Here is a 1484-nt window from a genome sequence, read left to right on the forward strand (position 1 = left end):
CCCGACCCCCACACCACAACGCAGGCGCACCCGGCGACCGAACCACCTGCGCCGCAACAGCATCAGCAACCGTCTCGGCGATCGGCACCGTGGTCGGTCCGGTCGCGGCGGACAGGACGGCCGCCGTTTCGGCAGGCGAGATCAACGTCGTGTCGCCGACGGCGTCTGCCGGGGCCGCCGTCACACCGGCCAACAACGCGAGGTAGCGGTCGGCGAATGTCGAGATGGTCACGTCGTCGAACAGGTCGGTGGCGTAGACGATCGAGCACTGCCAGTCATCGCCGGACGGCGCGGTCGTCACCGTGAGAGCGAGGTCGAGTTGCGCCGGGACGCTTGGGACGTCGACCGGCTCCACCTCGAGCGCGGCGACGCGCACCGTGGGATCGGCGACCGCGCCCGTCTCCAGCGAGAGCATGACCTGAGCCAGCGGCGCGAACGCCTCGGAGCGCACCGGATCCAGCGCGTCGACGATGGTCTCGAACGGGACGTCGGCGTGAGTGAACGCATCGAGGTCGGTCACCCGAATCCGGTCGAGCAGGTCGACGAACGATTCACCTGGGTCGACCTCGGTGCGCAGTACGAGGGTGTTGACGAACATGCCGACGAGCGGATCGAGCACTGTGTGTCCGCGCCCGGCAACCGGTGTCGCGACGGCGATGTCGGTGCTTCCCGACAGGCGCGCGAGCAGTACCGACAGCGCGGCGTGGACAATCATGAACGCGGTGACGCCCCGTTCGGCCGCTGTCGCAGCGATCCGATCTGCGATCTCCGCGGGGATGGCCACCTGCATGCGAGCACCGCGATGAGTGGCGACTCGCGGACGTGGACGATCCGTCGGCAGATCGATGACGTCGGGGAGCCCCGCGAGCTCCGCGACCCAGTGCGTGAGCTGTCGCCCCACCACCGATTCGGGATCTTCGGGATCGCCGAGCACATGGTGCTGCCAGATCGCGTAGTCGGCGAATTGCACTGCCAGCGGGACGAATTCGGGCGTCGTTCCCGCCGAACGTGCGACGTACGCCGTGACCAGATCGGCCACGAGCGGACGCATCGACTCACCGTCTGCCGCGATGTGATGGGCGACGACGGCAACGATGTGCTCGTCGGGACCCACCGGTGCGACGCGCACCCTGAGCGGCAGTGATTCGGTGACGTCGAATCCGGTGCCCACGGCGTCGGCGAGGGCCTGTTCGTCCGAGACGACGGCAAAGTCGAGTTCCGCTGCGACGCGGTGCGCCGGGTGGATCACCTGCACCGGGGTTCCGTCGACGGCGGGGAATGTCGTCCGCAGCACCTCGTGGCGAGCGACCACGTCTTCGACAGCATGGCGCAGGGCGACGAGGTCAAGCGTTCCGCGAAGTCGCAGGAGCGCCGGGATGTTGTAGGTGGCGGTCCCGGGTTCGAACTGGTTGATGAACCACATCCGCGACTGCGCGACGGATAGTGGCACCCGCGCCGGTCGCGCCACCGCTGTCACGCGGTCT

At 68.5% G+C, this 1484-nt stretch carries 1 protein-coding gene; it reads right to left on the reverse strand.

Going from position 1 to position 1484, the window contains the following annotated elements; translation table 11 throughout:
• The coding region (locus A5788_RS12320) for a condensation domain-containing protein (RefSeq protein ID WP_231895595.1) at positions 1 to 1484 on the reverse strand (1484 nt) is incomplete at both ends.

The sequence above is a fragment of the Gordonia sp. 852002-50816_SCH5313054-c genome (genome assembly GCF_001665925.1).
In the GTDB taxonomy this organism is placed as follows: Bacteria; Actinomycetota; Actinomycetes; order Mycobacteriales; family Mycobacteriaceae; genus Gordonia; species Gordonia jacobaea.